Origin of the sequence: Enterococcus sp. DIV1208 (assembly GCF_050530455.1) — a bacterium.
GTDB classification, from domain to species: Bacteria; Bacillota; Bacilli; order Lactobacillales; family Enterococcaceae; genus Enterococcus_B; species Enterococcus_B hirae.
Genome location: NZ_CP172887.1, coordinates 878206 through 901998 on the forward strand (window position 1 = coordinate 878206; position 23793 = coordinate 901998).

The following is a 23793-nucleotide window of genomic DNA, read 5'->3' on the forward strand; positions in this document are numbered from 1 at the left end:
TTGTTTATTCAGAAGGATTCAGGTATAGAGGTAGTTTTTTTGGAAAGAATGAAGTATAATATAGGGCTGAGGAGTACATTTCGTGCTCCTTCATTTTTTGCAGATGAGGAGACAAAATGTTTTCAAAATATAAACCAACATGGATGGTCGATGCCATCTACAAGATAACCCCTGCACAATTAAAAAACTTAGGGATTAAAGCAGTTTTGACTGACTTGGACAATACGTTGATCGCTTGGAACAATCCTGATGGGACAGAGGAATTACTCGACTGGATCTTAGAAATGAGAAATGCTGGTATTCCAGTAGTGGTTGTTTCAAACAATAGCTCTGAACGAGTAGCACGAGCGATCGATAAATTTGAATTGACGTATGTTGCTCGGGCATTAAAACCTTTAGCCGTAGGAATGAATCGAGCAAAAAAAATGTTGAATCTTTCAGATGATGAAATTGTGATGATCGGTGACCAAATCATGACAGATATCCGAGCAGCTAATCGTTCGGGTATCAGAAGTATCTTGGTTAAACCAATTATTGAAACGGATAGTTGGAAAACACGATTCAATCGTTTTTGGGAACGCAAAATCATGGCCTATTTATTAGCACACAATCCTGATATGGGCTGGCGAGGTGGAATTGAATGAACGAAGAACTACAGTGTATTGGGTGTGGAGCAACGATCCAAACCGACCATCCTAATGAATTAGGGTATACACCAAAAGCAGCATTAGAAAAAGGACTAGAATCAGGTGAGGTCTATTGCCAACGTTGTTTCCGGTTAAGACATTATAATGAGATCCAAGATGTTTCACTGACAGATGATGATTTTTTGCGCCTGCTGAATGAACTAGGACAAGAAGATGCCTTGATCGTCAATGTTGTCGATATCTTTGATTTTAATGGTTCTTTGATCCCTGGACTACATCGCTTTGTAGGTAATAACCCGGTGCTCTTGGTCGGAAACAAAGTGGATATTTTACCTAAATCACTGAAGAAACCAAAAATGATCCAATGGATGAAAGAGCGTGCACATGAAGCTGGATTGCGTCCGGTTGAAGTATTATTGACAAGCGCAAAAAAAGCGAATGAAATGGAAAATCTACTCAAAAAAATCGAAGAGTATCGTGAAGGTCGTGACGTCTATATCGTTGGTGTGACAAATGTCGGTAAATCGACATTGATCAATCAAATCATCAAGAACACAGCAGGTGTCAAAGATGTGATTACGACTTCTCAATTTCCAGGGACAACTTTAGATAAGATCGAGATTCCTTTAGATGATGGGCACTTCTTGATTGATACTCCTGGGATTATCCATCGACATCAAATGGCGCATTATCTTGGAAAAAAAGATTTAAGGATCATTGCACCAACGAAAGAAATCAAGCCTAAAGGATACCAATTGAATGAAGGACAGACACTCTTTCTCGGCGGTTTAGCAAGGTTTGATTTTATCAGTGGGCAACGCGGTTCATTTATTGCTTATGTTTCAAATGATGTCACTATTCATCGAACGAAATTAGCAAAAGCCGATGAATTTTATGTGAAACACGTCGGTGGATTATTACAACCACCTCGTCCCGGTGAAGTAAATGAATTTCCCGAATTGGTTCGTTTTGAATTTTCGGTAAAAGAAAAAACAGATATCGTATTTGCTGGCTTAGGATGGATCACAGTGACACAACCGGCAGTCGTAGCAGGTTGGGCGCCAAAAGGTGTGAATGTGATGAAACGAAAGGCCTTGATTTAAGGAAGAAGGAAGAATATGACTTTAAGAGGAAAACAAAAAAGATTTTTACGAAGCCAGGCACACCACTTACAACCGATTTTTCAAATTGGTAAAGGTGGAATCAATTCTGCCATGATGGTTCAGATTGAAGAAGCGCTGGAAAAACGTGAATTAATCAAAGTAACGTTATTACAAAATACCGATGAGATTCCTGAAGAGGTAGCTGGTATTTTAGAAGAAACAGTCAGATGTCAAGTTGTTCAAATCATTGGACGAGTTCTTGTATTATACAAACCCTCTTCAAAGGAAAAATATCAACGTATCTCTAAAGAAGTAAACGCAATTTAAGGAGTGGTTAATATGAAATCGCAAGCGGAAGCTTTTGTCGAATCTCAAGTATTTCCTCAAGAGATGCCTCAAATTTTTGAAAAACGCAAACAGGTGGGGATTTTAGGTGGTACTTTTAATCCAGTTCACCTGGCACACTTAGTTATGGCAGAACAGGCAGGGAAAAATTTAGGGTTGGATGAGGTCTATCTAATGCCCTCTTATCAACCACCACATGTGGATGAAAAAACGACAATCGCTGCCAATCATCGCTTAAACATGCTTGAACTTGCGATAGCAGATAATCCTTTTTTAGCTATTGAACCGATCGAGTTATCTCGAAAAGGCAAAAGCTATACTTATGATACGATGAAAGCTCTGACACAAAACAACCCTAATACCGATTACTATTTTATTATCGGTGGCGACATGGTAGAATATCTACCAAAATGGTATAAAATCGATGAACTAGTGACAATGGTCAATTTTGTTGGTATTCGTCGAGCAGGTTACTCAACCGAAACGCCTTACCCAGTGATTTGGGTCGATGTGCCAACCATTGATATCAGCTCAACTAAAATACGGCAGAAGATCCAGCAAGGTTGTTCCGTTCGTTATCTAGTACCTGATAAGGTCATTGAGTATATCGAGAAAGAAGGGCTATATCAAGATGGACTATAGTAATAAATACACAACTTACTCAAGAGAAGAGTTGATGCAAAAAGTCCAAATGCGAATGAGTGAACGACGTTTCAAGCATGTTCTTGGGGTGGAAGAGACGGCGATTGCCCTTGCCGGCAAATACGGCTGTTCATTAGAAAAAGCTAGTATTGCTGCTTTGACACATGATTATGCGAAAGAACGGCCTGATGATGAATTTATTTTAGTTATCAAGCGAGATGGCTATGACCCAGCGCTTCTTCATTATGGAAATGCGATTTGGCATGGTTTAGTTGGCGCCTCTTTTGTTGAAAGAGAGCTTGGTATCACAGATGAAGAGATCCTTCATGCCATTCGGGTTCATACCACTGGTGCGGCTGAAATGTCTTTATTAGATAAAATCATCTATGTAGCAGATTATATTGAACCTGGTCGTTCGTTTCCTGGAGTCCAAGATGCGCGTGAAATAGCGTTGCTTGATTTAGACGAAGCGGTAGCTTTTGAGACAAAGCACACATTAGCTCACTTGATTGAACAAGAACAACAGATTTATCCAAAAACAATTGAAACATATAATCATTGGGTAGCTAAAAAATAATCTCTACCCATTAGGAGGAAATTACTATAAATAGCAAAGAACAACTACAAATTGCAGTGCAAGCTGCCGATTCAAAACGTGCAGAAGATATCGTTGCTTTAGATGTGAGAGAAGTATCTTTACTAGCAGATTACTTCATGATTTGTTCGGCAAACAGTGAACGACAACTAAATGCAATTACAGAAGAAATCATTGAAAAAGAAGAAGAAAACAATTACGAAGTAAAACGTATCGAAGGAAAAGAAGGCGGAAAATGGATCCTGATCGACTTAGGAGATCTGATCATCCATGTTTTCCATGCGCCAGAAAGAAGTTTCTATAATTTAGAAAAATTATGGTCAGATGCACCACTTGTTGACCTAAATGAATGGATCGATTAATATGGCTTACGAAACATTTGCTTTCGTTTATGATGAGGTAATGGATGAAACCTTATATCAACAATGGTTAGATTTCTCAAAACGACACTTACCAAGTGAAACATGTAATATTTTAGAATTAGCTTGCGGAACAGGTGCTCTAGCTGTTGCCTTTGCTAAAGCTGGGTACCATGTCACAGGGTTAGATCTTTCAGAAGAGATGTTGATGATTGCTAGCCAACGTGCGTTTGAAGAGGAAACACCAATCCAATTTGTTGAAGGAAACATGCTTGATCTGTCAGAAATTGGTCAATACCAAGCAATCACTTGTTTCTCAGATTCTTTGTGCTATATGAAGAATGAACAAGAAGTGCAGCAAGTATTTGACGAAGTGTATCAAGCGTTGGAAGAAAATGGACGTTTTATATTCGATGTTCATTCTATCTATCAAATCGACACGGTTTTTCCTGAATACAGTTACCATTATCAAAATGATCAGTTTGCCTTTTTATGGGATAGCTACCCAGGTAAGGAAAAGCATAGTATTGAACATTTCTTGACTTTCTTCGTGGAAGATCCCGAAGAAGCAGGTAAGTTTATTCGAGAAGACGAACTGCATCAAGAGCAAACTTATTCTTTGGATAATTATTTAAGAATGTTAGAAAATAGTGGTTTTTCTAAGGTAGAAGCATTTGGTGATTTCACCGACGAACAACCAAAGGAAGATACAAAACGTCTCTTTTTTGTGGCATATAAGGAATAGGACACGAAAAAAGTCTTTTGTTGAATACGAAACATTACCTTATCGCGAGGTGTAATCGCAAAAAAAAACTGCCGTGAATCGCATTGTTTCAGATAGTATTATAATAGTATAAAAGTAACGAATAATGGCAAAGACGAGTAAATCATCAACAAAGTCTGCGCCAAATAGTGACGTTTTTCTGCTAAAAAACGAAAAAAACACTTTAGAAATATCTTGATTAAAAATAAGCTGAAGCGTCATTTGAAAAGCAGGAGAAACGATTTTTCGATTTCTCCTGCTTATTTTTTTACAGTTAAAAACCAAATTGATCATTTTAGGATTGACCGAAAGAATGAACTGTTTGTTTTATTCCTATTAAGAAACGGAGGAAATGCGATGAAAATTTGTGGCATTATTGTTGAATATAATCCTTTCCATAATGGGCATCGCTACCATGCGGAAATGGCTCGTGAACAAACGGGCGCAGATATCGTGATAGCAGTGATGAGTGGAAATTTTTTACAGCGTGGTGAGCCTGCAATTATCGACAAATGGTCCAGAGCAACTGCTGCCCTCCAAAACGGAGTGGATTTGGTCATTGAACTACCGATAGAATGGTCTGTGCAATCAGCAGATTACTTTGCCAAAGGCGCTGTCCGATTATTACAGATGCTCGGCTGTACACATCTTTGTTTTGGTACAGAAGAAGAGTCGACATTTAATTACGAAGCTTTTGGGAAATTTGTACAGCAAAACCAATTAAGGATTGACCGTGAATTTCAACGTTTATCTGATCAAGGAATGAGCTATCCGCAGAAGATGACAGCAGTGTTCAACACACTTTATCCAGAAATCGCTCTCGATTTTTCTTCTCCTAATCACATTTTAGGGTTAAGCTATGCGAAAGAAAATGCCCAGTATGCCCAGCCAATGAAATTAGTACCGATTACCAGAAAAAGTGCTGGTTATCACGATGAAGAATGGAGCAGTTCCTCCATCGCAAGTGCGACCGCTATTCGCAAAGCGCTCAGTGAACAACGCTCCGTAACGAATTTTATACCTGCTGCCACCGCAGCGATGATCGAAGCAGGTTCGCAACAAACATGGGCGAATTACTGGCCCTTGTTACGTTATCGTTTGCTTTCTACGGAGCTAGCCAATTTGAAAACTATCTATCAGATGACGGAAGGACTTGAAGTGAGAATGCAATCGGCTGCGAAGAAAGCCACTTCTTTCGAGGAATTTGTCACTTTAGCCAAGACGAAAAGATATACTTGGACGAGAATCCAACGTTTAGCTTGTTACGTATTATTGAACATCCATCATGAGGAAATCCATGACCAACAAGCTAAATGTTACTTGAATATTTTAGGATTCACCAAGGCAGGACAACAGTTTTTAAAAGAAAAGAAAGAGATACCTTTGATCTCAAAAATCGGCAAAAAAGAAGCAGAATTGGCACACCTTTTGGTTCGGAGTGATCAAATCTATCAACTCGGTGGGGCGATACCTGAACAAAATTTTGGAAGAAGACCTTATGTTTCGAAATAAACCTGGTTGGTGGGAACAAAGTGAAATGACTAATCTGAATGAAAGTTTAGTTCAATATTTTGAATATGTCGCTTTGTAAAAAATTCTTTGTCTAGCTTGTTGAGTAGCTATTCCAAGAGACGACTATAATCGATCATACAAGGAAACACCTCCCTAAAAAATGACTAGATTTAGAAAAAATACTTCACAGAATCCAGATTCACAAGTATAATGGAACAGGACGTTTTTGTGCTTAACCACTATCAGAAATGAACGATCAAAATTAGAAAGCGAAGTGAGAATATGGGACGTAAATGGGCAAACATCGTAGCGAAAAAAACCGCAAAAGATGCAAATAATAGCCGAGTTTATGCAAAATTCGGGATTGAAATCTATGCAGCAGCAAAATCAGGTGATCCAGACCCACACGCTAACCAAAAACTACGTTTCGTCATTGAACGCGCGAAAACTTATAATGTACCTAAACATATTATTGACCGTGCAATTGAAAAAGCAAAAGGTGCGGGAGATGAAACTTATTCTGAATTACGTTATGAGGGATTCGGACCAAATGGCTCAATGGTCATCGTTGATACCTTAACAAACAACGTGAACCGTACAGCTGCTGATGTACGTGCTGCTTTTGGTAAAAACGGCGGAAATATGGGTGTTTCTGGAGCTGTTTCTTACATGTTCGACAATACAGCGATTTTTGGTTTTGCTGGCGATGATGCAGATGAGATCCTTGAATATTTGATGGATAAAGAGATTGATGTACGTGATGTCATGGAAGAAGATGGACAAATCATCGTTTATGGTGAAGTTGCTGACTTCCACAGTATCCAAGAAGCATTGAAAGAAAAAGGAATCACTGATTTTTCAATTGCTGAGATCCAAATGATTCCTCAAAATGAAGTGACACTTTCACCAGAAGACCAAGAAACATTTGAAAAAATGATTGATGCGTTGGAAGAATTGGAAGATGTTCAACATGTTTTCCATAATGTAGCATTGGAAGACTAAACGATAAAAACGAATGAAGGTTGTGAAAGCATCGGATAGCTTCCGACTTGCGATTTATCCGTTTTTCGTTTTTACACCTGCTAATAGTCTGGGACGATTCGTCTCTCAGACTATTTTTTTACGCTTAAAAGAAGATCATTCGTTCTGAAAAAACAGTAGTTTATGACGAATCAATGATTTTATCTTTTTTTCGTATGTTTTATTTTTTATTCTGTTTCGTCCTGTGTTATTATTGATATAGACGTATTATTGGAAAAATGATACATAGGAATGTGGATGTAGGCGGGGAAATTTTATGGAAGCAAAAATTAGTTTAGAGCCTTTTGAACGTATTTTAAGCGGTTACCAAAAGATCGAAGAGTTAGCTGTGAATATCACAGACTGTTCAAAATTAGCAAAAAAATATGCCCATTATGGTGTAGAAGGTTATCGTTTAGGAAATTACGTAGGTACTGGTTACCTTAATCGCTATTTGGAATGTATGGTTGATCGCGTCCCCATGTTGATTTACAAAAGAAATTATTTAATCCCTTTACTTTTTAGACGTTCAGATTCAACCTTTCGATTATTTGAAGAAAATTATCGTATGGAAGCTTTCTTTCGTTTGTTAGAATGGAGCTTAAAACATCAACCAACAAAAATCTTAATTGAAAAAAATGAAAAATATGATTCTAAAAAAGTAAAAGTGATCGACAGTGCTTATCTAGCTTTTCGTTTATCAGAAATCCTTGATAGTGGAGGCTATCCGATCAGTAACTTCCGATCAATCGAACAGTTTATTGATTGGAATCGAATTTATCGGCTGATAGATAACGGGGGGATTGGGCGTCATAGTAAAGTCTTTGATCCTGAGTATCCTGAAAATATAGAAGAATTGCGAATGATTATTTCATTAGTTAAATTAAAGTATCCAGATACTGAATCATTTGTTTAAAAGGCGAGGTTGTGACTAAGTGGTTAGCTTCTTATTTTTGAAGCTACTTCTTTAACACCGTTTATTAAGAATAAAGGGCTGTGACAAAAATTTTGTCACAACCCTTTATTTTTATATATTGATAGTGGTATATAACGCTGGGTCCATGGATTCAATCAAAGGACTTTCAGATTCAGAAGTAACTAAAACGAGTTCGTGCATGGCTCTTGTACACATGGTGTAAAGAACTAATTGATCTTGGTCAGTGGCAAAGTTTGTATCATCGATGCCCCATAAGAAAACGCGATCAAACTCGAGCCCTTTTGCCAAGAATGCTGGTAGTAGGACGATTTGTCGTTTCATAAAATCTGTTTCATCAGAAATCAATTGGACACGATCTTTTAAGTATTCGGGCAACTGTTCATAGAGTTGTTCACACTCAGTCTGTGTTTTACCAATGATTGCGGTACGCCAGTAACGGGTATTTTCTTGAGTCGTTTCAAGCGTAGTTTTTAACCAATTTAATCGTTCTTCTAAGGAGGAACCTTTCACGATAGAAGGAAGCGTACCTTTGCGAGCCGTCGTTTCTACTTGATTTTCCTCAGTAAGAAAATGATTCGCAAAATCCGTGATCTCTTTTGTTGAACGATAGCTGGTCGTTAACTGGAAGTGTGTGATTTCTTGGTCTTTAAATAGTTGATCCAAAGAGCCAGTAATCGTTTCATTGCCGAAAACATTTTGATTTAGATCACCACAAAAAGTGAGATTAGCTTTTGGATAGATCGCTTGTAAAAGAGCTACCTGAGCGGGAGCGAAATCTTGCATTTCATCGATAAAGATATAGCGAGCTTTTTGCATCACAGACACTGGATGGATGCGACGCATCAGCAAGAAGAATAATACTGCATCTTCTTGTCGTAGTTCTCGTTGACGAAGCTTCTCTTTTAATAAGGCTGAATGATCGTTCCACATCGTTGCGCTAATGTCATTTTTAGCCAACAGCGCCTGAGGTACGGTTTGTAAAAAGTGAAGGTATTGTTTGGTCAAATTGACAAATTGAAACTGATTGATTCTGCGGTAGATTCGACGAAATCTTTTCTTCACGATTTGATTCGCTAGTTTTTTCCGTAAAGACTGTTCTTTTTGCTCCGTATACTCAAGATTCGGATCATTCGCATATAAGTCTTGCAATTGTTCTTCTGCTAATTCTTTGACCCATTTTTGACGCATCTCATCTTTTTGGAGTCCACCCAATTTTTTTAATAATTTTGTTTGCAACAAGGAGAGACGTTGATGTAACGGTAAGAGTTCATTGGTTTCTTGATACCATTTGCGGATCGATTCTTTTGCTAAAATCGTCCGACCGTTAATTTTCATATCTCTAAACAAGGGACCAAAACCAGTAATATGATCGATATAACGATCAATCTGATGGATTAGTTGAAGACCGCTTTTGAAGGTTTGGATCGGGTCCTTGTCTCCAGATAAAAAACCAACTTCTTGTTGCTCTTCTTCTAACAATGAAAATTCAGGTAATAACTGTTCCAAATAAGACTTGAAGGTTTGCGTAGGTACACCACTTTCACCTAAAGAAGGCAAAACAGTCGAAATATAGTCAGAGAAAAGATGATTAGGAGAAAAAAGTAAAACGTTCTCGGCATCTAACCATTTTCGATTGTGATAAAGTAAAAAGGCGATCCGTTGTAATAAAGCGGATGTTTTTCCACTACCAGCGATTCCTTCGATCAACATCACTTGACTTGTTGTATCACGAATAATGGCATTTTGGGCTTTTTGGATCGTAGAGACGATATTTTTCATATGCGCACTTGAGGCATCGTCTAGGATCTCTAGTAAGAAATCATCGTTGATCACTTCAGAAGTATCCACCATCGAAATAATTTTTCCGTCTAAGATTTTAAACTGACGTTTCAGCAGTAATTCAACATTGATTTTTTCAGTATCTGTTTCATAGAAGGCTGGTCCAATTTCCCCTTCGTAATAAAGGTTAGCAATTGGGGCACGCCAGTCGATTACGATTGTTTCTTCAGAGAGATCTCTTAAAGAAGCGATTCCTAGATAAAGTGTCTCTGCATCTGTTTCTTCTTTAAAATCGATTCGGGCAAAGTAAGGGTTGTCTTCCATAACTGTTAACGTTTGGAGCCTTTTTTGCTGCGATTCAAGCGTATGGTATTTTAAAAGCAATTCTTGCTCATGTTGGCGGTATTCGACAGCTGATTCATAAAAGGATTCATTAGACCCACCTCTGATTTTATGGCTGGCGGTGTCTTTCGTAGAATCTTGCATCTCTTGGGTAAGAGATTGTTGTTTAGTGTTTAATAGCTTTTGTTCAAGCTGGATCAACTGAATGGTTTCATCCACGTGTTGTTGTTCTAGTTGTCTTTCATTCATTGCGTATATTACTCCTTCCGCCGTAAATAACGAATTAAAAGTATAGCACAAAAAGTGAGAAAAAGGTATCTTTGACTATTTGTTTGAAGGAAAGTGAAAGAAGAAAATCAATGAGAGTGAGAGTTGTTTTCAGTTAAGTGTAAATAGTTTTCATTCTAGTTCTAAGTCAGTATCCTAAAATTGTAGGGAGTGAACAATATGACACATTTTAAAAAGTTTTCAATCACCGTTTTGATAGGAATGACGGCACTTATTTGCGAATTTATTTTTAAACGACCCACACTTGCATTTCTGATTATCGCGATCACGGGTGGTATTTTGGCTTTCTTTATGTTTATTGAGATGATTAAAACATTACGTTCAGGTAAATATGGTGTGGACATTCTTGCTATTACAGCGATTGTTGCGACATTAGTGGTAGGAGAGTACTGGGCTAGTTTGATGATCCTGATCATGTTGACTGGCGGAGACAGTTTGGAAGACTATGCCAATAAAAAAGCTAGTCGAGAATTGCAAACGTTATTGGACAATACACCACGCACAGCGCATCAATTGATGAATGACCAATTGAAAGATATTCCAGTAGAAGCTGTTGAGATCAATGATTTATTAGTGGTGAAACCAGGAGAATTAGTGCCCGTAGACGGAAAGGTAGTGAAAGGTGAGTCGCAATTTGATGAGTCTTCATTAACGGGTGAAGCCAAACTTGTATTAAAAAAAGCAGGCGATGAACTGATGTCTGGCTCAGTCAATGGGGACGGTTCCGTTCAAATGATCGTTGAAAGAAGAGCAGCTGATAGTCAATACCAACAAATTATTAAATTGGTCGAAGAATCAAAAGAAAAACCAGCTCATTTTGTTCGCTTAGCGGATCGCTATGCGGTGCCTTTTACATTGATCGCTTATTTAATCGGAGGTATTTCCTGGTGGGTCACGAAGAATCCTGTTCGTTTCGCAGAAGTTCTCGTTGTTGCTTCACCTTGTCCTTTGATTTTAGCTGCACCGATTGCTTTAGTGGCTGGAATGAGTCGTTCAAGTAAAAACGGAATCGTCATCAAAACAGGAACTGCTGTGGAAAAATTAGCACGAACCAAGACAGTTGCATTTGATAAAACGGGTACCATCACTAAAGGGGTCCTCGAAGTAGCAAGTATTCATCCAGAAGCTGGTGTAACATCAGAAACGCTCTTGGTCTATGCGGCAAGTGCTGAACAAGAATCAAGTCATATCTTAGCCCGATCACTAGTCCATGAAGTCGATAACGAAAAGTTATTGCCAGTGAATGAATTAAAAGAGATCACGGGGCAAGGAATACAAGCTAGAGTAGATGGACATTTCGTTAAAGTTGGCAGAGCTTCATTTGTCGGTGCCAAAGAAAGCCAATCTACTAAAACAGCTATCTATGTTGCAATTGATGACCATTTTTCGGGTACGATCTTATTTTCAGACGTGCTGCGTCCAGAAGCACAAGCAACGATTGAACAATTGAAAACAATGGGTGTAGCGGATTTGATGATGATCACAGGGGATGGACCGGCTATCGCTGAATCAATTGCAAAGGAGGTTGGGCTCACGGCTGTTCATGCTCGTTGTTTGCCGCAGGACAAATTGAATATCCTTGAGAGTATTCCCGAAAGTGAACGTCCCGTAACGATGGTGGGCGATGGGGTCAACGATGCTCCAGCTTTGACGATCGCAGATGTTGGAATAGCCATGGGCGCACACGGATCAACGGCAGCTAGCGAAAGTGCTGATGCGGTGATACTAAAAGATGATTTGACAAAAGTTGCTACTGCTATAACGATTTCCAGAGATACGATGAAAGTAGCGAAACAATCTGTTTTAATCGGTATTTTTATTTGTGTTTTTTTAATGCTGGTTGCTAGTACGGGTGTAATCCCCGCTTTGTTTGGAGCGGTTCTCCAAGAAGTGGTAGACACTGTTTCGATTTTAAGTGCGTTGCGGGCTAAAAATGAGCGATCCCACACGTAACATCAGAAAAGACCTTTTCTCTTTGCTTTTTTTGCGGTATGATCATAGCATAGAAGAAGGGTTGAAAAGACCACTTACATTTAAGATAGCAATCATTAAAAGGAGACGAGACAATGCCATTTGTACACGTAGAACTAGTTGAAGGACGTAGTCCAGAACAATTAGAAAATATGATGAAAGATATTACAGAAGCTGTTCATAAAAATACCCAAGCACCAAAAGAACATATCCATGTGATTATCAATGAAATGAAAAAAGGCACTTATGGTGTAAATGGTGAATGGAAAAAATAAGTCACACCCACACTTGATTTTTCTTTTTATTAGTGGTTAAATAAACACATAGTTGATTGATGAGAAAGACAACTGAATTTGAGAGTCTTCGATAAGAGAGGAAAAGCCAGGCTGAAACTTTTCCAGAAGAAAACCAAAGGATGACCACTTTCGAAACCTTTGTTGAAACAAAGGCGGTCGTACCGTTATAACGCTCAAGGAACGTGTAAACGTTCGAAATTAGGTGGAACCACGAATCTTTCGTCCTAGTATCTCTTTTATGAGGTGCTGGGACTTTTTTATTGGTGTCAACTCATTCAATCAAAAAATCAAAGGAGGCTATTTTAATGATAAAAATTACTTTTCCAGATGGCGCAGTGAAAGAGTTTGATGCGGGAATCACGACTGCTGAGATTGCTGCAAGTATTTCCAAAAGTTTAGCTAAAAAAGCATTAGCCGGTAAAGTGAACGGTCAATTGATTGACTTGAATCGTGGCATCGAAGAAGATGCATCAATCGAGATCGTTACACCTGACCACGAAGATGCATTAGCATTGGTACGTCACTCAACCGCACATTTGATGGCACAAGCTATGAGACGCTTGTACCCAAATATCCATTTCGGTGTCGGACCAGCAATCGATTCAGGATTTTACTATGACACAGACAACGGTGAAAACCAAATCAGTGCCGAAGATCTTCCAGCAATCGAAGCAGAAATGATGAAAATCGTGAAAGAAAACTTACCGATCGAACGTAAAGTTCTTTCTAAAGAAGAAGCTCTGGAAATCTTTGCAAGTGATCCTTATAAAGTAGAATTGATCAGTGAATTACCAGATGAGGAAGTAATCACTGCTTATCAACAAGGAGAATTTATTGATTTATGCCGTGGACCACATGTCCCATCAACCGGTCGTATCCAAGTCTTCAAACTATTATCTGTAGCTGGAGCTTACTGGCGTGGAAATTCAAACAATCAAATGATGCAACGTGTCTATGGGACAGCATTCTTTGATAAAAAAGACTTAAAAGAATTTATTCGTCTACGTGAAGAAGCAAAAGAAAGAGACCACCGTAAATTAGGAAAAGAACTAGATCTATTTATGGTATCACCACAAGTTGGCTCAGGCTTACCATTCTGGTTACCTAAAGGTGCAACGATTCGTCGAACAATTGAACGTTATATCGTTGATAAAGAAATCAGCTTAGGTTACCAACATGTCTACACACCAATCATGGGAGATGTAGAATTGTATAAAACATCAGGTCACTGGGATCATTACCAAGAAGACATGTTCCCACCAATGGATATGGGTGATGGTGAAATGTTAGTTCTTCGTCCGATGAACTGTCCGCATCATATGATGGTCTATAAAAATGCGATCCATTCCTACCGCGAATTACCAATCCGTATCGCTGAACTAGGCATGATGCACCGTTACGAAAAATCAGGTGCGCTATCAGGTTTACAGCGTGTTCGTGAAATGACATTGAACGATGGGCATACCTTTGTACGTCCTGATCAAATCAAAGATGAGTTTAAACGTACGTTGGAATTGATGGTCGCAGTTTACGCTGACTTCAATATTACAGACTATCGTTTCCGTTTGAGCTATCGCGATCCGAACAACACGGATAAATATTTTGATGATGATGCTATGTGGGAAAAAGCGCAAGTGATGTTAAAAGCCGCAATGGATGAATTGGAATTGGATTACTTCGAAGCAGAAGGAGAAGCTGCTTTCTATGGTCCAAAATTGGATGTTCAGGTCAAAACAGCTTTAGGAACAGAAGAAACATTATCAACGATCCAATTAGACTTCTTGCTTCCAGAACGCTTTGATTTAACTTATGTTGGTGAAGATGGCGAAAATACACATCGTCCAGTAGTTATCCACCGTGGGATCGTTTCAACGATGGAACGTTTTGTTGCTTATTTAACTGAAGTTTACAAAGGAGCTTTCCCAACTTGGTTAGCACCAATCCAAGCAACAATCATTCCTGTTTCAGTTGAAGCGCATAGTGACTATGCTTATGAAATCAAGGAACGTCTACAAATGAAAGGTCTACGTGTTGAAGTAGATGACCGCAATGAAAAAATGGGTTATAAGATTCGTGCATCACAAACACAAAAAATACCATATCAACTAGTCGTTGGTGATAAAGAAGTAGCTGATGCAACGGTCAATATTCGCCGATATGGAAGCAAAGAAACTTCAGTAGAAGATCTCAACATGTTCGTTGATGCGATGGTTGCTGAAGTCCAAAATTATAGTAGACAAGGTTAATTTCAATAGTCGAAAAAGTGACCTGACTACCCTAGAATGTAAGATCAAACCGATGGTGTCGAAAATCGAAAACGATTTTTGATACCATCGGTTTTTTACTAAGCGGATTGTTACGCTTCTCCCATATCTTTTTAAGAGTTAAAGCTAAAGCGTGCAATTTGAAACAACAAAGCGATAATGAGAATCTTTTTTTCTGAAATTACGAAAAGATGAATAAGCAAGCCTTTCATCTTATGCTATTATTAGGTTGAAAAGGAAAAAAGGAGGGTTGAAAATAGGAACTTTTTTTACAAATAAAAGGCTAAATAAAAAAGGAAATAACGTAGCTCAAAATGAGTTAAGCGAGCAAACAAACGAAATGCAGTCAAAACAAGCCAATCATAAAAAAAGAACTTAGCAGTAAATTTAATCGTAAAAATTGAACATGCGATTAAACAAAGGAGTCAACATAAATCCACGAATCAAAAAAATTCGAAGTCCGTTGGTCCCGCTAAACGAATGTTGGAATTGATTAGGCGAGATTTTTCTACGCTTGAGAAAGTACTGAATAATACTTACCAGGAAATCCATAAACTTGACCGCTCTTTCAGAATAAAAATGATCAGTTACATAAGAAACGATCGGAAAAGAATGGCAACAAAAATTCGTGCGTTCAAAACAACTTTGATTCCTCATAAAAGTAATTTTACGAATCAAATCGAAATAGCTCCTCGTGCTAAGACTGAAATGGAGAATATTTTACCTATAACGAAAATCAAAATGAAACAAAGAAATGAAGAGCAGACTAAACTTGGTCTCAGAAAAAATTTGTTTAAGCAGTTTTTCAACCGACTGTTATATTCCAATAGCCAAAAAATGAGGAATCAAGACCTAAATAAAATAGTAGTAGAAAAAATACAGCAAGAAAAATATGAAGAAAAACAAGTGTTGTTAACAATGGAACAAATATTAGCAAGATCGACAAATAGAAATGATATGCCAGAACAACTTTTCAGTCGATCAATACAACCATTCGAGAATACTAAAGAAGAAAGACTAGCACGAATAAGTGAGAAAATCCAAAATGCTATGAACTTCTCAACTTCTAGGAATCAATTAGGAGCAGCACATGCGGAACACCAACTCTAAAAGTTATTTCATGACATCAATTTATAAATTGGAGTTCAATACTCGTGACTTCTATCAAGAGTATTCAACGTGAGACAACAAAATTTTCATGATAAAGAGTGCAACTATCATATGAATGATAGGATAACCAGGAGCTGCAATCGTCCATTCTTCTTGAAAAATTAATCTTTTATCTAAGAGTCCAAGGCTTGCCTTGGGCTCTATTGCTGTAGCCGAACCTCATCAATTATTTTTTAGCTTCATACTTTTTCTCCAACATTTATTTACAGATGATGACAAAATTTCTTGTCAGACGTCACGATCTTATTAGTGGGATATGGTATACTTAGCTAGACTGGAAGAGAAAAAGGAAGTGAGACAAATGAGCGTTATTAGCCGTATTGAGAGCATGATGGAGGAGTATTCTTCAACTGAAAAAAAGCTCGCTGATTATATCATCAAAAATGTAGAAAAAATTCCCACGATGACTGCGAACGAGTTAGCAGAAGCTGCTGGGTTAAGTGCGCCCACAGTTGTCCGATTTTCCAAAAAAATTGGGTTTCAAAGTTTGACTGACTTCAAAATAAATATTTCGACCGAGTTACAAACCGGTATCGTTGAAGGCTTCAGTGATATTCACCCAAACGAATCATTTTATTCGATCAAACACATTTTGGGAAATAATGCGCAAGTGGCAATCAAAGAAACGGTGGACATTTTAAATGAAGAAAAAATTCAAGAAGTGGTTGAGACCCTGGAAAGTGCTGAAACAGTCTTTTTATATGGCGTGGGCGCTTCATCTTTAGTGGTGGAAGACATTTTGCAAAAATGGTCTAGAGTAGGCAAACCCATTATTTTTGAAAAAGATATCCATGTTTTACTTCCTCAATTAGTAAGCAATGAAACCAAAAAAGTATTATGGTTAGTCTCCAATTCTGGTAGTAGCGCGGATGTCGTAGCAGTTGGAGAAATCGCAAAAGATTTAGGCATTGAGGTAATTGCTTTAACGCAATTTGGAAATAATCCTTTAAGTAAGTTGGCGGATGTTGTTGTACAAACCTCACGTCCAAAGGAAATTACCAATCGAAGCGCTGCTACAAATTCTTTGCTGGCTCAGTTTGTTACTATCGATATTATTTTTTATTTATATATGACAAAGAATGAACAGTTGAAGGAAAAAGTTCGTGAAACCAGACAAGTAATTAAAGGATACTTTGGTTCAAAACGGTAAGAGCATTATAAAAAGTTTTCCACAGTAAAAATATCATTTGTTGTGTTTCACGATAAGAAAATGATAAATTAAATAAAAAACTTTATTTTTTAAAGGTTTGAATTGTTTGAAAACTTGACACGATTTTATCCTGTGAAACAAAAAAAGAATATCAACTTGAAATAAGTTAAAGAATTTATTAGTGATTTTCGTTTCTTCTTTTTTATTTCAAGAAATTTAGGTACAATGAAACATAACAGTAAGTAGGAAAAAGATAGGAATGATGAGAGAGTTTATGAAAAAACTATTAAACAATTCATGGATGGATAAATTGAAAAAAGGTGCACAAGAGCCGAAAAACAAAACATTTCGACGTTCCCATGTCCCTTTTCGGTTGAATTTTCTTTTTTTCATCATATTTACATTATTCGTCGCATTGATTGCACGATTAGGTTATCTACAAATCGTTAATGGCGAAGCAATGGAAGCCAAAGTGAAATCATCATCGACGCTAACGATCCAAACCAGTTCTCCGAGGGGGATGATTTACGATTCGACAGGTAAACCATTGGTGACGAACCAAGCGAATCAAGCAATTACTTTCACCAGAGGAACAAAAATGACGGCAGAGGATCTGCTTAAAGTAGCGACAAGACTAAATCAATTAATCAATGTGCCAGTTGATGAAAATTTAACTGAACGAGATAAAAAAGACTTTTGGTTAGCTGATCCTAAGCATTTGAAAGAAGCAACGGAACGCTTAACAGCAAAGGAAAAACAACTTGATTCCAGCGATCAATACAAAGCGTTAGTTGACAAAGTAACTGATAGTGAAATCAACTTCAATGAAGAACAATTAAAAATCGCGACAATTTTTAAACGCATGAATAGCGCGTATGAGTTGAACACGGTATTTATCAAAAATTCAGGTGTGACTGATCAAGAATTAGCGGTTGTTTCCGAACATGCTTCAGAACTACCTGGAGTATCCACAGGAACCGACTGGACACGTCAATACACGGCTGCTGACTCAATCAAAAGTATTTTAGGTAGTGTGACAACAGAAAAACAAGGTTTACCAGCTGATGAAGTAGATGAATACTTAGCTAAAGGCTATTCTCGTAATGATCGTGTGGGACAAAGTTACCTTGAAAAGCAATATGAAGATGTTTTACAAGGAACAAAAACCCAATATGAAGTAACCCTCGATAGTAATGGGAATGTAACGAATCAAAAAGAAATCTTTGCTGGTGAAAAAGGGTCCAACCTCATGTTGTCTCTTAACGCTGATTTCCAAGCCAAAGTCGAAAATATCTTAAAGACAAACTACCAAAAATTAGTGGATAGTGGAAAAGCAACTTATTCGCCAGGGGCGTATGCAGTAGCGATGAATCCACAAACCGGTGAGATATTGGCTATGACAGGATTTAGCCACCAAGAAGGGTCCAAAGAGTTGACAGAAAATGCTTTGGGGAATATTACTAGTGCCTTTACACCAGGGTCAGTAGTCAAAGCAGGTACGTTAACTGCTGGTTGGCAAACGAATGTGATCTCAGGTAACCAAGTGTTAGTCGATGAGCCAATCAAATTACAAGGCTCTTCTGAAAAGAGTTCGGTCTTTAATCGAAGCGGGCGTATTGCAATCAATGCAGTCAAAGCACTTGAACTATCATCGAATACGTATATGATCAAAGTTGCGTTGAAAATGCTGGGATTGGAATATACACCAAATATGGGACTTCCTTCACTAAATGAAGAGTCAAAAGCCTATGAAGAATTACGTAAAGCGTTCAAACAGTTTGGTTTAGGAACAAAAACTGGGATTGATCTACCAAATGAATCACCAGGGATTTCTCGTTCTGTTGATTTTATGAAGAAATTTAATGCAGATAATGGTGCTCAATGGTACACACCAGGTAACTTTACTGACTTAGCTTTTGGTCAGTTTGATACCTATACACCGATCCAATTAGCGCAGTATGCTTCAACTGTAGCCAATGGTGGTAAGAGAATCCAACCTCGTTTAGTCAAGGGAATCTATGGAAATGATGAAAATGGGAACCTTGGTCCGGTGAAAAAAGAGCTGGAAACAAAAGTCGAAGATACCGTTGATATTTCTCCAGCAGATATGTCGATCCTTCGTGAAGGATTCCATCAAGTTGTTCATGGAACAGATGCGTATACGACAGCTAAACCTTTAGCTAGTGCAAAAATGGATTTGTCTGCTAAGACTGGTACAGCCGAAACTGTAGCTGAAGGTCATCCAGATATTACCACAGTAAATAGTAATATCGTGGCCTATGGTCCGAGTGATAACCCACAAATTGCAATTAGTGTCGTTCTACCGAACTTATTAGATGAAAAAGATCATATGAATCTAGTCATTGCAAAAGAAATCATGGACACTTACTACGATATGTTCATGGAAAAATAAAAAGACCAACAACTAAAAAGACCGTTCCAGAGAAATACAATTTGTTTTCTCTGGAACGGTCTTTTTTGATTTTAAAGGGCTAATAAGTCTTCTAGATACGTAGCTAAGCCATCTTCTTGGTTGGTGTGTTCAGTGACATCGTTAGCAACGCCTTTTAATTGATCGGTACCATTTTTCATTGCAACTCCCCAGCCAGCATATTCTAATAGTTCCAAATCGTTATGTTCGTCACCAAAAGCAATGACATCTTTTTGATCGATATCAAGGTAATTGGCAATGCGATGAACGCCTTTGGCTTTTTCAATTCCTTTAGAAACGATTTCTAAAATAGCCATTGGTCCTCCCCAAGTACGAACATCAACAAAATTACCGAATTGACGGGTTAATTCAGCTGAAACTTGTTCAGCACAGCATTTTTCTGTTCGAACCAGTAAAGAGGTTGGATCAGTTGTCAGATTTTTAGGCGATAATAAATTTTGAGGGCTAGGATTTGATGCAGCAAAAATTTTTTCATCAAAAAAATCAAAGCTGTCAATAAAATAAGTTTCACGATTTTCTGCAGCAATGAAATCTAAATTCAATTGGCGTTTTTGAGCTAAAATCTCGAATACGATGCGTTTATCGATCGAGGTTTCTTTTTCATGAGCCCAATATTGATTAGGGATATGTACTAAAGCACCGTTAAAGTTGACCATCGGTGTAGACAATCCTAATTGCTGATAATAGTGATAACTCATTCGGAAGGGGCGCCCAGTAGCAATACTGACATGGTGACCAGCGTTAATCGCTTTTTTTAATGTTTCTTCAGTTTTTGAAGTAATGATTGAATCGGGATTTAAAGTTGTTCCGTCTAAATCAATGGCAATGAGCTTTCTATTCAAAAATGTCATTCCTTTCAATGCTAGTATGTGTTTCAGTCTAGCACATATATTTTTTTTAACAAGGTGCAAATGTAAGGGGAAAAGAAGTCTTTTTTAAATTAAAGAGAACGGATACATTTTGTTCAATAACCATTTATAAGGTAAAACACGAACATTAAGCATTTTTTTGTTGCTTTTTTTAATGATTTTATTGAAAAGCGAACGAATTATAATTATAATCAATAATTGTTCGACTTAAACGGAATAGTTGACTTATTTTATTTTATTATTTGATTTTACGTCAAAAAAATTCAGGGAGTGGAAATTTTTTATGGAAAAGTTTTTCCAATTAAAGAAAAATAAGACAAATGTACCAACAGAAATCATGGCTGGGGTTACGACATTCTTTGCAATGAGTTATATCTTATTTGTAAATCCAACCATTTTGTCAGCATCAGGGATGCCTTTTCAGGCAGTGTTCTTAGCAACAATCATCGCTTCGATCATTGGTACTTTGGTAATGGGGTTGTTTGCAAATGTACCGTATGCGCAAGCACCTGGAATGGGATTAAATGCCTTTTTTACTTTTACAGTAGTTTTTGGATTAGGTTATTCTTGGCAACAAGCTTTAGCGATGGTCTTTATTTGTGGGATGGTCAACATTTTTATTACTGTGACCAAAATACGAAAATTGATCATTCATTCCATTCCTGAAAGTCTACAACATGCGATTGGAGGCGGGATCGGGATCTTTGTCGCTTATGTTGGAATTAAAAATGCAGGATTTCTCTCTTTTTCAGCTGATCAGTCAGCAATCACTAGTTCGGTGGTTGACGGAGGCAAGGCAACGAATGTCACAATCAATGGTGGGATCGTTCCAGCTTTAGCCAACTTCAATAATGCACCGATTTTATTAGCTGTGATCGGTTTGATTTTAACAGCGATCCTGGTGGTAAAAAATGTTCGTGGTGCGATGTTGATCGGGATCGTGGCAACCACTATCTTAGGGATTATGATGGGGGTTGTTGATTTAAGTACGATTGATTGGCAAGCCAATTCATTAGGAAGTTCATTCAAAGAATTAGGCACGACTTTTGGTGCTGCTTTTGGACCAGAGGGGATGCAATCATTATTTAGTGATTCTTCAAAGATTCCACAAGTAATCATGACAATCATTGCGTTTAGTTTATCGGATACATTTGATACGATTGGGACGTTCATTGGAACAGGTCGCCGTACGGGGATCTTCTCAAAAGAAGATGAAGAAGCATTAGAAGATGGCAAAGGTTTCAAGACAAAAATGGATAAAGCGCTCTTTGCCGATGCCATTGCGACATCTGTAGGAGCAATCTTTGGGACATCAAATACGACGACTTATGTAGAATCTGCTGCAGGTATCGGTGCTGGTGGACGAACAGGTTTGACCTCAGTAGTGGTTGCAGTCTTATTTGCATTAAGTAGTTTCTTTTCACCATTGATTTCTATCGTTCCAACTCAAGCAACTGCACCTGCATTGATTTTAGTTGGTGTGATGATGATGGCTTCATTCACAGATATCAATTGGCTTGACCTGGAAGAAGCACTACCAGCATTCTTTGCTTCAATCTTTATGGGATTATGCTATAGCATCTCTTATGGGATTGCTGTCGGCTTCATTTTTTACACGATCGTCAAAGTAATCAAAGGGAAATTCAAAGAAATTTCAATCCCATTATGGATCGTTGTGGTCTTGTTTATCCTTAACTTTATTATTTTAGCAACGATGTAAACCAGCCTAACTGGTAGCTGAACTATTTTCTTAAAGAACCAGCTGAAAAGTCAGGAAACAGCAACATGAGTAAGTTTACAATAAAAAGTAGCACAAATTTAATAAGAAAAAACGCTTTTTGCCATCACCATTTGAATGATTCGAAAAAAGTAGTATTTGCACTCTTAACGATTTTATATAGTTGTTAAGAGTGTTTTTTTGTAACATAAGATTTTCACTGTTAAGATAGTAAATAAGTAGAAGATAGTACTGCTCGGAACAAAACCTTTCGTCTATATAGTAACAATACATAATTTATGCTGTTTCAAAAAGAAATTTTTTGCAAAGAAACATAAAGAAATGAGGATGATCAATGAAGATACAATGGAAGAAAAATTTATTCGTGGCTTGGATCGGCTGCTTTTTTACAGGGGCTAGTTTTAGTTTAGTTATGCCATTTATTCCTGTATATGTAGAACAATTGGGTACACCAAGTGATCAAGTTGAGTTGTTTTCCGGTCTAGCGATATCTGTTACTGCCTTTGCTTCAGCTATCGTAGCGCCAATATGGGGGAATTTGGCAGATCGTAAAGGACGAAAGCTCATGATGATCCGAGCTGCCGCAGGGATGACGGTAACGATGGGATCGTTGGCCTTTGTTCCCAATGCGTATTGGTTACTGGTCATGCGTTTTTTAAATGGCATTTTATCAGGTTATATTCCTAACGCGACTGCGATGATTGCTTCACAAGCGCCAAAAGAAAAAAGTGGTTGGGCATTAGGAACTTTATCGACTGGAGCAATTGCCGGCAGTTTGATCGGACCATCAATGGGAGGTGCGTTGGCGCAGTGGTTTGGTATGGAGAATGTTTTCTTGATTACTGGGGTATTATTACTTGTGACAACACTTTTAACCATTTTCTTGGTAAAAGAAGATTTTCAACCAGTAGAAAAAAATGATATGATCAGTACAAAAGAAATCTTTGCCAAAATGGATCATTTATCCATTCTAATCGGATTATTTGTGACCACTTTGATTCTTCAAATTGGTATCACAACTATCAGTCCTATTTTGACCCTATATATTCGTGAGCTAAGCGGGAATTCAGGAAATATTTTATTTGTTAGTGGGTTAATCGTTTCGATTTCAGGTGTGTCTGCAGTTTTTTCCTCTCCTAAACTAGGGAAATTAGGGGATAAAATAGGGAACCAAAAAGTACTGCTTGCAGGGCTAACCTTATCTTTTTGTTGCTACTTACCCATGGCTATTGTAGCGACCCCTTTACAGTTGGGGATCTTACGGTTTATTCTTGGTTTTTCAACGGGAGCGTTAATGCCATCCATCAATACACTCATCAGTAAGATCACGCCGCCAGAAGGAGTGAGTCGAATCTATAGTTACAATCAAATGTGTAGTAATTTTGGACAAGTCTTTGGACCGATGGTGGGCTCGACGGTTGCGCATGCCTTTAACTATCGCGCAGTGTTCATTGCTACAAGTCTCTTTGTTTTATCTAATATCTTATTATCTTTATTTAACTTCAGAAAAGTTCTTCGACAACGCTTCTGATCAGATGATGAAAAGATCGT

General features: G+C 37.9%; 20 protein-coding genes. 18 read left to right on the forward strand and 2 right to left on the reverse strand.

Annotated features, from left to right (window positions below; genetic code table 11):
- Positions 1-116: 116 nt before the first annotated feature.
- From IGK91_RS04075 to IGK91_RS04120, 10 genes are all read left to right on the forward strand, one after another.
- Positions 117-644, forward strand: coding sequence for a YqeG family HAD IIIA-type phosphatase (locus IGK91_RS04075; protein WP_010719662.1), 528 nt, complete (start codon positions 117-119; stop codon positions 642-644).
- Positions 641-1750 (forward strand): ribosome biogenesis GTPase YqeH, encoded by a 1110-nt coding sequence (gene yqeH / locus IGK91_RS04080; protein WP_081123625.1) that lies wholly within the window; start codon positions 641-643, stop codon positions 1748-1750. Before IGK91_RS04075 ends, yqeH begins: the two co-directional genes overlap by 4 nt.
- A 15-nt stretch (positions 1751-1765) precedes the next feature.
- Positions 1766-2077: a ribosome assembly RNA-binding protein YhbY gene (yhbY, locus tag IGK91_RS04085; protein WP_010719660.1), complete on the forward strand. Its 312-nt coding sequence runs from the start codon at positions 1766-1768 to the stop codon at positions 2075-2077.
- A 12-nt stretch (positions 2078-2089) separates the two neighbouring features.
- The gene (locus tag IGK91_RS04090) at positions 2090-2737 is read left to right on the forward strand and encodes a nicotinate-nucleotide adenylyltransferase (RefSeq protein ID WP_010738127.1); all 648 of its coding nucleotides are present in this window, start codon (positions 2090-2092) and stop codon (positions 2735-2737) included.
- Entirely contained in the window at positions 2727-3314 is a 588-nt protein-coding gene (gene yqeK, locus IGK91_RS04095; RefSeq protein ID WP_010719658.1) for a bis(5'-nucleosyl)-tetraphosphatase (symmetrical) YqeK, read from the forward strand. Before IGK91_RS04090 ends, yqeK begins: the two co-directional genes overlap by 11 nt.
- Before the next feature lie 56 nt (positions 3315-3370).
- On the forward strand, positions 3371-3694 hold the full coding sequence (gene rsfS, locus IGK91_RS04100; protein WP_010719657.1) for a ribosome silencing factor: 324 nt from the start codon (positions 3371-3373) through the stop codon (positions 3692-3694).
- A gap of 1 nt (position 3695) precedes the next feature.
- Positions 3696-4436: a class I SAM-dependent DNA methyltransferase gene (locus tag IGK91_RS04105; protein WP_010719656.1), complete on the forward strand. Its 741-nt coding sequence runs from the start codon at positions 3696-3698 to the stop codon at positions 4434-4436.
- Positions 4437-4811: 375 nt separating this feature from the next.
- A complete protein-coding gene (locus tag IGK91_RS04110) occupies positions 4812-5966 on the forward strand; it encodes a nucleotidyltransferase (RefSeq protein ID WP_081125029.1) in 1155 nt (384 codons plus the stop codon).
- A 282-nt stretch (positions 5967-6248) separates the two neighbouring features.
- Complete coding sequence (locus tag IGK91_RS04115) at positions 6249-6968, forward strand: YebC/PmpR family DNA-binding transcriptional regulator (RefSeq protein ID WP_010719654.1); 720 nt, start codon at positions 6249-6251, stop codon at positions 6966-6968.
- 295 nt (positions 6969-7263) lie between these two features.
- Entirely contained in the window at positions 7264-7902 is a 639-nt protein-coding gene (locus IGK91_RS04120; protein WP_010719653.1) for a hypothetical protein, read from the forward strand.
- A gap of 111 nt (positions 7903-8013) precedes the next feature.
- Here IGK91_RS04120 and helD read toward each other — a convergent pair whose 3' ends face one another.
- Complete coding sequence (helD, locus tag IGK91_RS04125; RefSeq protein WP_181934224.1) at positions 8014-10293, reverse strand: RNA polymerase recycling motor HelD; 2280 nt, start codon at positions 10291-10293, stop codon at positions 8014-8016.
- Positions 10294-10491: 198 nt separating this feature from the next.
- Between helD and IGK91_RS04130 the strand changes: the two genes are divergently transcribed.
- From IGK91_RS04130 to IGK91_RS04155, 6 genes are all read left to right on the forward strand, one after another.
- Complete coding sequence (locus IGK91_RS04130; protein WP_010719651.1) at positions 10492-12285, forward strand: heavy metal translocating P-type ATPase; 1794 nt, start codon at positions 10492-10494, stop codon at positions 12283-12285.
- 113 nt (positions 12286-12398) lie between these two features.
- Positions 12399-12578 carry a 2-hydroxymuconate tautomerase gene (locus IGK91_RS04135; RefSeq protein WP_002287649.1) on the forward strand — a complete coding sequence of 60 codons (180 nt, stop codon included), beginning with the start codon at positions 12399-12401 and terminating at the stop codon, positions 12576-12578.
- A gap of 326 nt (positions 12579-12904) precedes the next feature.
- A complete protein-coding gene (gene thrS / locus IGK91_RS04140) occupies positions 12905-14845 on the forward strand; it encodes a threonine--tRNA ligase (protein ID WP_010738124.1) in 1941 nt (646 codons plus the stop codon).
- Positions 14846-15475: 630 nt separating this feature from the next.
- Positions 15476-15973, forward strand: a complete 498-nt coding sequence (locus IGK91_RS04145; protein WP_135982564.1) for a hypothetical protein — start codon at positions 15476-15478, stop codon at positions 15971-15973.
- 361 nt (positions 15974-16334) lie between these two features.
- Complete coding sequence (locus IGK91_RS04150; RefSeq protein ID WP_010719648.1) at positions 16335-17183, forward strand: MurR/RpiR family transcriptional regulator; 849 nt, start codon at positions 16335-16337, stop codon at positions 17181-17183.
- Positions 17184-17442: 259 nt separating this feature from the next.
- Complete coding sequence (locus IGK91_RS04155; protein WP_181934225.1) at positions 17443-19596, forward strand: peptidoglycan D,D-transpeptidase FtsI family protein; 2154 nt, start codon at positions 17443-17445, stop codon at positions 19594-19596.
- Between the two features lie 71 nt (positions 19597-19667).
- On the opposite strand, the gene IGK91_RS04160 is transcribed toward IGK91_RS04155, so the two are convergent.
- Entirely contained in the window at positions 19668-20477 is an 810-nt protein-coding gene (locus IGK91_RS04160) for a Cof-type HAD-IIB family hydrolase (RefSeq protein ID WP_309597265.1), read from the reverse strand.
- A gap of 310 nt (positions 20478-20787) precedes the next feature.
- On the opposite strand from IGK91_RS04160, the gene IGK91_RS04165 reads away from it, so the two are divergent.
- Positions 20788-22224, forward strand: coding sequence for an NCS2 family permease (locus IGK91_RS04165; protein WP_010738120.1), 1437 nt, complete (start codon positions 20788-20790; stop codon positions 22222-22224).
- Between the two features lie 352 nt (positions 22225-22576).
- A complete protein-coding gene (locus IGK91_RS04170) occupies positions 22577-23773 on the forward strand; it encodes a multidrug efflux MFS transporter (protein ID WP_010738119.1) in 1197 nt (398 codons plus the stop codon).
- Positions 23774-23793: the final 20 nt, after the last annotated feature.